Origin of the sequence: Pseudomonas sp. SED1 (assembly GCF_034044025.1) — a bacterium.
In the GTDB taxonomy this organism is placed as follows: domain Bacteria; phylum Pseudomonadota; class Gammaproteobacteria; order Pseudomonadales; family Pseudomonadaceae; genus Aquipseudomonas.
Genome location: NZ_JAXCIS010000071.1, coordinates 1 through 8,520, shown reverse-complemented (window position 1 = coordinate 8,520; position 8,520 = coordinate 1). Strand labels below are relative to the sequence as shown.

Here is an 8,520-nt window from a genome sequence, read left to right as displayed (position 1 = left end):
ACCTGTGAGAGGCGCGTTACAGGGCCTTGATCACCTGGTCCACATTGCCTTCCAGCTCTGCCACCGGGTCTGGGCCATCGGTGCCCAGCACCAACAACTTCGCCCCGCCCGCCGTGACAGCTGCCTGCACTGCATCGCTTGGCTGACGATGATGCAACACCACGGCTACCTCATTTTCCTTCAAGCTTGCAGTCAGTTGTTGCAACGCCTCGGGTGTCCACTCGGTATCGGCCCGCGCATCGGTGCTGACCAGTTCCAGATTCAAGCCACTGACGAGGTAACCAAAGTGATCGCTCAGGCTGACCACCGTCAGGTTGTCGGCCTTGGCCAGTCGCGCCTCGCTGTCGGCCGTGAGCTTGAGCAGGCGTTGCTTGAGGCCGGCCAGGTTGGCCTCGATCTGCACCTTGGCCTCGGGTGCCAGGCGGCTCAGGTCGGCGGCCATCACATCGGCCATGCGTCCCATGTTGTTGCTCGCTTGCCACGGCTGGCTGTTCAAACCGTCGATGGCGCCCGGCTGCACGGCAATCCCCGGTAAACCACCGTCCACCGGGCGGGCAGCGTCGACTTCTATGATGCGGATATTGCTGCGCCGGGCCACCGGATACAGCGGGTCATCCGGCCACAACGAGCGCAGGCCGATGGCCGCGTCGGCGTCCAGCGCCAGGGTGTTCAATGCCTGTGCGCCGCGCCCGGTGAAATAGGCGACTTGCCGCGAGCCGGGCAGGTTGGCCGGTGCCGCGCGTTCAAGTTGCACATCGGTGCCTTTGAGCAGCATCTGCGCCAGGCCGTAAGTAATCGGCAGCGCGGCGAGTACTTTCACCGGCTTTAACCCGTGGGCCTTGTTCAGGGCGGCATGGCCGACGCCTTGGTTGGCGGTGATCTGCAAAGGCTTGACGCCGTCGGCAGCGAACGCCGGTGTGGCGATTGCCAGGGCCAGCAGCAGTGGTCGAAAAATCGGGCGCATTATCCAAGATTCCCTTTCAGGCTGGGGACCGTGCCGCGAGCGATGGCGGCGAGGGCGAAGGCAATACCGGCTACCAGAATGATTGCGGCACCGGACGGAATCGGCAGGTCGAAGATGATTGGCAGCAGGATCCCGCACAGGGTGCTGACGGTGGCGATTACCACCGAGATCCAGAAGAACCCTTTGAGCGACTGGCTCAACAGGCGTGCGGCAGCCGCCGGAATCACCAGCAACGCACCCACCAGGATCGCGCCGATGACCTTGACTGCCGCAACGGTGATGAGCGTCACCAGGATCACGAACAGATAATCCAGGGTCTTCACCGCTACCCCGCGCACCGCCGCCAGTTGCGGGTTGAAGCTGGCCAGCATGATGCGGTTGTACAGCGGCAGGGCCAGGGCCATCACCAGTGAGCCGACAATCGCCAGCACCAGCAGGTCATTGCCGTTCACTGTCAGCACCGAGCCGAACAACACGTTTTCAAGGATGTGCACGTTGATTTTGCCCGCCAGAATCAGCAGCAGGCTCGCGCCCAGGGCCAGCGAAACCGACAGGAACACGCCGATCAAGGTATCCGGCGCCAGGCCGGTGCGGTTGCGCAAGTAGTTGAGCAGGATCCCGAACAACAGGCAGTAGCCAAACAGGCTGCCGTAAGGCCCGGTGTAGGGTTCACCCAGCAGAATGCCCACGGCCACGCCGGTCAAGGCAGCATGGCCCACCGCTTCGGAAAAGAATGCAAAGCGCTTGACCACCACCAGGGTGCCCAAACCGCCCAGCACCGGGCCGATCAGCAGCCCGGCCAGCAGCGCGTTGACCACAAACCCATAGGCCAGTGCTTCCGGTAAATACCCGGAAGACGCCCAGCCCTGGACCATCAAGCGAAAGGCTTCGTAGCTCATAAGGCCGGGCTCCGTGGGTGGGTGGAGAACAGGGTCAGCAGGCGGTCCGGGGTCAGCGCCTCCTTGGGCGTAGCGTCGAACAGCACGCGGCGGTTCAGCCCGGTGACGCGGTCAGCCAAGCGGCCGACGGCTTCCAGATCGTGTTCGATCCACAGCACGGTGATCCCGGCCTGGCGCCAGTCGCTCAGCAAGCGCTCGAACACCTGGATACCGGCTTCATCCAGCGCCGACATCGGTTCGTCCAGCACCAGCAATTGCGGCGCCGGGATCAAGCCTTGTGCCAGCAGAACGCGCTGGCGCTCACCGCCAGACAAGGCTCCCATGCGCCGTTTGCGCTTGTCCTGCATGCCGACCCGCTCCAGTGCGTCGCCAATCGCGGCAGCGTAGTGCTTTGACAGCCCGAGAAACGCCGGACGCCGCTGGCACATCGCAGCCATGAGGTCGTCGACAGTCATCGGCAAGCCCCTGTCGAACTCCAGCGCCTGGGGCACGTAGCCGATGGTGCCGGGTGCGCCCGGCCAGTGCAGGCTCAACTGGCCCTGGTGCGGCGTTTGCCCCAGCAGGGTCTTGATCAGCGAGCTTTTTCCGCCGCCGTTGGGCCCCACCAGCGCATGAATACTGCCGGGCTGGACCTGGAAGCTCACCGCGTCGAGGATCACGGTACGGCCCAGGGTCAGTGCCACGTTATTGAAGTCGAGGGTCGGGCCAACGCTGGCCACGCTCAAGTGTTCAGCCGCCGTCATGCCCCGGACTCCTGAATCGCCCGCACCACGGTATTGAGGTTGCCGGTCATTTCCACTTCGTACTTTTCTGCGCTGTAGTCGCCATAGGAGATGTGCGACAGCGGGTACAGTTTCACGCCGGATTCACGCTGGATGGTGTCGACGTAGCTGGACGGGAAGTCCATCTCCGAGAAGATCACTTTCACGTCCAGCTCCCGCAGTTGGTCGATGGTTTTCTTCAACTGGCTGGGGCTCGGTTCGATGCCGTGTGCCGGTTCCACCACGGCAGTGACTTCCAGGCCGAACTCCCGCAGCAGGTAGTCATACGCCGCGTGCACCGTGGCCACCCGCAGGTCGGGGTTGGGTGCGCTGGTGAGTTTGGCCAGGGCGTCGGCGCGCATCTGGCGCAGGCGCTTGCCGTAGGCCCGGGCGTTCTGGGTGTAGGTCTTGGCGTTGTCCGGGTCGAGCTTGCCCAGTTCCCGGGCGATGTTATTCACCTGGGCAATCGAGGCGCTGATGGACAGGAAAGTGTGAGGGTTGACCACCTTGCCGGCACCGCGCGCGGCGTTGCCAGTGGCGGCCAGCAGCGGCACGTTGGCGTTGGCTTCGATCACCGGGATGTCCGGGCGCTCACTGGTGGCGATCATGCGGTCGGCGAAATCGTCATGGCCGACACCATTGAGCACGATCACATCCAGGGTGCCGATGCGCTTGATGTCTTCGGCACGGGGCTCGTAGGCGTGGGGGTTGAAGCCGGCCGGAATCAACGGCACGACTTCAGCTTTGTCCCCGACGATATTGGCCACGTAGCTGTAATAAGGGTGCAGAGTGATGCCGATGCGCAGGCGTTTGGCAGGGTCGGCACTCGCGAATGGGGCCAGCAGCACGGTAATCAGGCCGACCAGCACCAGGCGTAATAATGGAGATGAAATAGACATGGTCTTCTCTCGCTACAGCGTGAATTCAATGACGATGCTGGCGGGTGACACCGGCATCGAATTGCGCGACCACTTGCTGCCATCCCGCGCTGATCAGCGCCTGGTCAGTGAGGTCGGTGGGGGCGGTGAGGTTGGCGCTGCGGTTGAGCCAGATATCCGGCTCGGCACCACGGATGCGCATCAACAACGAACCGCTGAGGTCCGGTGTCTGGCTCAGGCCCAGGTAGCCTGCGTCCAGCAACTGCCAGCGGTGGTCGCCGCGGCTCACCGAGCTGGCGTCCTGGGCGAAGGGCGCAAAACCTTCCTCGGCCAGTTGCTCAGGCGTTGGCAGGGCGCTGTGTTCTTGCTGCAGCAAGTGGATTTCATCCAGGGTCACCCGCAGGTCGGCGTAGATGCCTTGCTCGGCGGCGCTGAGGTCGCGGCGGGCGTCCAGTTGGTGACTGGGCACGGCGGCGATCTCCTGGCTTTCACCGCGCAGGGCCACCACGGTGCCGGCAACGGCGAGGATGATCAGGCACAACAGCAGGACATACAGGGTTTCATGGCCGGCACCGGCAGGGCGCACGACTTGGGTTGTGCGGCTCATTGGGGCTGGATATCCGCTTGGTCGATTTCCACAACGTGGCCGGGGCCCGCATCAAACAACACGTAGAACTCGGCGGACGGTTTCTTGAAGGTCAGCTTCGAGTCTTCACCCAGCTTGCCGGGCACCAGGATGGTTTCGTCATAGCCGATCACATCCAGGGTCACGCCGGGGGCGCCGCTGCCATCGGAGAAACCGCCGGTGCACTGGATCTGCTCGCCGGGGATTTCCTTGCATTCGCACATCGGGTTGTGGGCGAGGGCGACGGTACTGAAACCGGCGCCGAGGATCAGCACGCCACAGGCACGGGCCAATTGCTGCAAGGTCATGGTTTAACTCCTCGTTTTTTCAGCCAGTCGATGGTGGCCGGCGATGCCTGGCTCAAGGGAATGGAGGCCTGGTGCATGGCGCCGTCCCAGCCTTCCATGGTGATCCACACTTCGGCGTCCAGTGGGGTGCGTTCGGGGATCGGCAGCATGGCGCCCATGCGATACGGTGTGCCGAAGAAGATCACCCCGGCGGCCCGCAGGCTGCGAGGCTTGCCGATGCGCAGGTAGGTCGCCTTGACCTGGTCGATGCAGGTGGCACACAGGGCGGCATTGAAGGACTTCATCGGCCCCGCCGGGTCGGGGCGCGGGGCCTCGTTACGCAGTTCGGCGAGCTTCACGCTCCATGGGCCGACCTGCACTTCGCCGATCTCCCGCTCGCCAAGACCGCTGTCACCGCGAAACAGCGCGGCGTCGGCAAAGTACTTGGGCATAAAGCCCAGGGGCACCAGAATCAGCAGGATATTGATGTGGAAGCGCCACTTGAGCCAGAAGGCGCGCAGGGGAGAGGGCGGGTTAATCGTCGTGGCCTTGTTCATCGGTTGCCCTCCGTGGTTTCAGCCTGTCCAAGCGGATTTTCCAGCGGTTGCCGGCGCACCTTGGCGCCACGCTTGAGTGCGTTGAGCGTGGCCAGCGCCGTGCGTTTGCTCCAGATCAGCAGACCGCTCAAGACCATCATGCTCAGTACCAAACCGAAGAAGAACCAGATCATCTTGATCCACAGTCCGCCAAAATCCCCGGTGTGCAGCGGGCGCATGGATTCGGTGACGAACTCCAGGCCGGAGCGGTCGGACAGCAGGTGCGAGGCGGCGATTTCGCCGTTGTAAGGGTTGATTTGCGCGGTTTGGTACATCAGCGGGTACCAGCCCCGGCCACCAATCATCAAATGGCTATAGGCCGTCGCCGGCAGGCTGACGAAACTGGCTTCCAGGCCTGGAATGCGCTGGGTGGCGATGTCGATTGCCTCGTCCAGGGGAATCATCGGCGCACGCACGCCTGGGCTGGACAGGGGCACCTTGTCCCGGGTGATCACCGGGACAATTGGTTCACTGGAAATCGAGATCTGGTTATCGAAGAGAATCGCCTGAATCAGAAACCAGGTGCCGGTTATGGAAATGACTGCAATAAACCAGATCGACCAGATCCCGCTCAATCGGTGAAAGTCACCCCAGAAGATTCGCGCGCCATGGTTGAAACGCAGGGTCGGCTTGAAAAAGCCTTTCCAGAAACGCTTGTAGACCACCAGGCCCGTAATCAGCGAGGCCAGCAGCGGCAAACCCAGCAACGAGACCAGGTACCAGCCCCAACTGAAACCGTTGGTGAACGGCACCAGCCACCAGCCGTGCAGTGCGCGGGTGAATTGTTGGAAGTCGAACGCCGGGGCGATCCCCTGGATCACCCCGGTGTAGGGGTTGACGAACACTTCTACGGTGCGTCCGTCGGGATAGGCCACGTTCGACGTCAGGGCGAAATGCGACTCGTCGGGGCGGCTCAGGGATTTGACGATGGTCTGCGGCTCGGCGCGGTTCATGGCCTCGATGACTTGTTCGTAGCTGAGCAGTTCGGCATCGTCCGACGGCTTGCTGGCGCGGATGTCCGGGTTGGCCAGCCAGACGATCTCCTGGCTGACCACCGCCAGGGTGCCGGTGACGCAGACGATCAGCACAAAGAACCAGATGGGCAATGCCAGCCAGCTGTGCACGAGAAACCAGAGTTTTGAGCGTGACTTCTTCGACATGTGAATAAGGGTCTTGATCGGAGGGAGGCAGTAAAGGCCCGGAAAACGCCGCCCGTAGCTTTTGCTGACGCGAGCGGCTGTATCTAAGTTAAGACGGATGAGAAATGCAAAACCCTAAGGCGGATATGAAAGTAAATGTTTCAGATAGCCATTCATGCAACACGAAACATGTTCCGAGTCATCACCAAGGCGGGATTGATGGGGCGGGGGCGCTGCCTATGATGGAGCCATACCGTTGAGCGAGCCCAATAATGACTTCTGCCAGAACCCTCTACGACAAACACATCGACTCCCACACGGTGTGCCGCCTGGATGACCAGGGCCATGTGCTGCTGTATATCGACCGTCAGGTAATAAATGAATACACCAGCCCGCAAGCCTTCAGCGGCTTGCGCGAGGCAGGCCGTGGCGTATGGCGCCCCGGCACGGCGCTGGCGGTGGTCGACCATGTGAACCCCACCACGCCCAAGCGCATCGCGACCATGCCGGATGCGGGCGGCGCGCGCCAAGTGTCGTATTTGGCGGAAAACTGCCGGGATTTCGGGATTGAGCTGCTGGATATCCTCGACAAGCGCCAAGGCATCGAACATGTGATCGCCCCGGAGCAGGGTTTCATTCTGCCGGGCATGGTGATCGCTGCCGGCGACAGCCACACCACCACTTACGGTGCCTTGGGCGCGTTCGGCTTTGGCATCGGCACCTCGGAAATCGAGCATTTGCTGGCCTCGCAAACCCTGGTCTACAAGCGCCTGAAAAGCCTGCGCGTGACCGTTGACGGCGAACTGGCCCACGGCCTGACTTCCAAAGACGTGATCATGGCGCTGATCGGCAAGATCGGCGCTTCGGGAGCCACCGGCTACGCCATTGAGTTTTGCGGTTCGACCATCGATGCCCTGAGTGTCGAGGCGCGCATGACCATCTGCAATATGGCGGTAGAAGCGGGCGCCCGCGGCGCCTTCATGGCGCCGGATGAAAAAGTGTTCACCTACCTCAAGGGCAAACCCCGCGCGCCGAAGGGCGAGTTGTGGGAGCGCGCCCTGGTGGGCTGGCGCCAACTGCACTCGGATGCCGACGCGTTGTTCGACCTCGAAGTGCAACTGGACGCCACCGGCCTGGAGCCGATGGTCACCTGGGGCACCAGCCCTGACCAGGCCGCGCCCATCGGCGCCCGCGTGCCAGACCCGCAAGACGTCAGCGACCTGATCCTGCGCCAGGACATGCGCCGCGCCCTGAACTACATGGGCCTGGAAGCCGGCATGCCGTTGAGTGAGATCGTCATCAGCCATGCGTTTATCGGCTCCTGCACCAACGCCCGCATCGAAGACCTGCGCGATGCCGCCAGCGTCGTGCGCGGCAAGCACGTAGCCGACCACGTGCGGGCGATGATCGTGCCGGGCTCCACTGAAGTGCGCGACCAGGCTGAAGCTGAAGGCCTTGCTGCGATCTTTATCGAGGCCGGGTTTGAATGGCGCCAGTCCGGGTGCTCGATGTGCCTGGCAATGAACGACGACGTGCTGGAGGCGGGCGACCGCTGCGCCTCCAGCACCAACCGCAACTTCGAAGGCCGCCAGGGCGCGGGTGCGCGCACTCACCTGATGAGCCCGGCCATGGTTGCAGCCGCCGCCATCACCGGCCGCCTGACGGACATTCGCCACTTTGGAGACCGCACATGAGCCTGCAACCTTTCACCCGGATCACCGGCAAGGCCGCGCCGATGCTCGCGGCCAATATCGACACCGACGTGATCATGCCCAAGCAGTTCCTCAAGGGCATCGACCGTAACGGGCTGGATCGCGGGTTGTTCTTTGATTTGCGCTTTTTGGCGTCGGGCGAACCAAATCCGGAGTTTGTGCTGAACCAGTCAGCCTGGCAGGGCGCGAGCTTTATGGTGGTGGGGCCGAATTTTGGCTGTGGTTCCAGCCGGGAGCATGCGGTGTGGGGCTTGAAGCAGATGGGCATTCGCGCGCTGATTGGCAGCAGCTTTGCGGGGATTTTCTATGACAACTGCCAGCGTAACGGGGTGTTGTTGATCACGTTGGAAGAGGCGGTGTTGCAGCGGTTGGGGCAGATGGTGAGTCAGCCTGAACAGGCGCTGATTAGTGTGGACCTTGAGGCGCAGGAGATTCTTTTGGCGGACGGGCAGGTGATTGGGTTTCAGATTGATACGTTGCGTAAGACTGCGTTGTTGTTGGGGTTGGATGCTATCGGTACGACGTTGCAGCGCAGTGAGCAGATCAAGGTGTTTGAGCGGGGGCATCTGGCGGCCAATCCCTGGCTCGGGTGATGGGCCTGGTGTTGCAGGTTGACTGGTGTGAAATTGCGTACATATCCGTTATTTAGGTAACGGCGG

At 62.5% G+C, this 8,520-nt stretch carries 10 protein-coding genes; 2 read left to right on the top strand and 8 right to left on the bottom strand.

Annotated elements, in window-relative coordinates; all coding sequences use genetic code 11:
* Positions 1 to 16: 16 nt before the first annotated feature.
* From SNL23_RS11040 to SNL23_RS11005, 8 genes are read right to left on the bottom strand one after another with little or no spacing between them, the layout of a single operon-like run.
* Entirely contained in the window at positions 17 to 964 is a 948-nt protein-coding gene (locus SNL23_RS11040) for a metal ABC transporter solute-binding protein, Zn/Mn family (protein WP_167663534.1), read from the bottom strand.
* Positions 964 to 1,863, bottom strand: coding sequence for a metal ABC transporter permease (locus SNL23_RS11035; protein WP_029300631.1), 900 nt, complete (start codon positions 1,861 to 1,863; stop codon positions 964 to 966). Before SNL23_RS11035 ends, SNL23_RS11040 begins: the two co-directional genes overlap by 1 nt.
* On the bottom strand, positions 1,860 to 2,606 hold the full coding sequence (locus SNL23_RS11030) for a metal ABC transporter ATP-binding protein (protein ID WP_318302254.1): 747 nt from the start codon (positions 2,604 to 2,606) through the stop codon (positions 1,860 to 1,862). Before SNL23_RS11030 ends, SNL23_RS11035 begins: the two co-directional genes overlap by 4 nt.
* The gene (locus SNL23_RS11025; protein WP_023659272.1) at positions 2,603 to 3,523 is read right to left on the bottom strand and encodes a metal ABC transporter substrate-binding protein; all 921 of its coding nucleotides are present in this window, start codon (positions 3,521 to 3,523) and stop codon (positions 2,603 to 2,605) included. Before SNL23_RS11025 ends, SNL23_RS11030 begins: the two co-directional genes overlap by 4 nt.
* A 25-nt stretch (positions 3,524 to 3,548) precedes the next feature.
* Positions 3,549 to 4,109 (bottom strand): DUF6162 family protein, encoded by a 561-nt coding sequence (locus SNL23_RS11020; RefSeq protein WP_167663537.1) that lies wholly within the window; start codon positions 4,107 to 4,109, stop codon positions 3,549 to 3,551.
* Positions 4,106 to 4,435, bottom strand: coding sequence for a hypothetical protein (locus SNL23_RS11015; RefSeq protein ID WP_076015335.1), 330 nt, complete (start codon positions 4,433 to 4,435; stop codon positions 4,106 to 4,108). Before SNL23_RS11015 ends, SNL23_RS11020 begins: the two co-directional genes overlap by 4 nt.
* On the bottom strand, positions 4,432 to 4,971 hold the full coding sequence (locus SNL23_RS11010; protein ID WP_318302253.1) for a thiamine pyrophosphate-binding protein: 540 nt from the start codon (positions 4,969 to 4,971) through the stop codon (positions 4,432 to 4,434). Before SNL23_RS11010 ends, SNL23_RS11015 begins: the two co-directional genes overlap by 4 nt.
* Complete coding sequence (locus SNL23_RS11005; RefSeq protein ID WP_318302252.1) at positions 4,968 to 6,170, bottom strand: PepSY-associated TM helix domain-containing protein; 1,203 nt, start codon at positions 6,168 to 6,170, stop codon at positions 4,968 to 4,970. The genes SNL23_RS11010 and SNL23_RS11005 overlap by 4 nt, the downstream gene beginning before the upstream one ends.
* A gap of 251 nt (positions 6,171 to 6,421) precedes the next feature.
* Here SNL23_RS11005 and leuC point away from each other — a divergent pair, with 251 nt between their 5' ends.
* Complete coding sequence (leuC, locus tag SNL23_RS11000; protein ID WP_318302251.1) at positions 6,422 to 7,843, top strand: 3-isopropylmalate dehydratase large subunit; 1,422 nt, start codon at positions 6,422 to 6,424, stop codon at positions 7,841 to 7,843.
* The gene (gene leuD / locus SNL23_RS10995) at positions 7,840 to 8,454 is read left to right on the top strand and encodes a 3-isopropylmalate dehydratase small subunit (protein WP_318302250.1); all 615 of its coding nucleotides are present in this window, start codon (positions 7,840 to 7,842) and stop codon (positions 8,452 to 8,454) included. Before leuC ends, leuD begins: the two co-directional genes overlap by 4 nt.
* Positions 8,455 to 8,520: the final 66 nt, after the last annotated feature.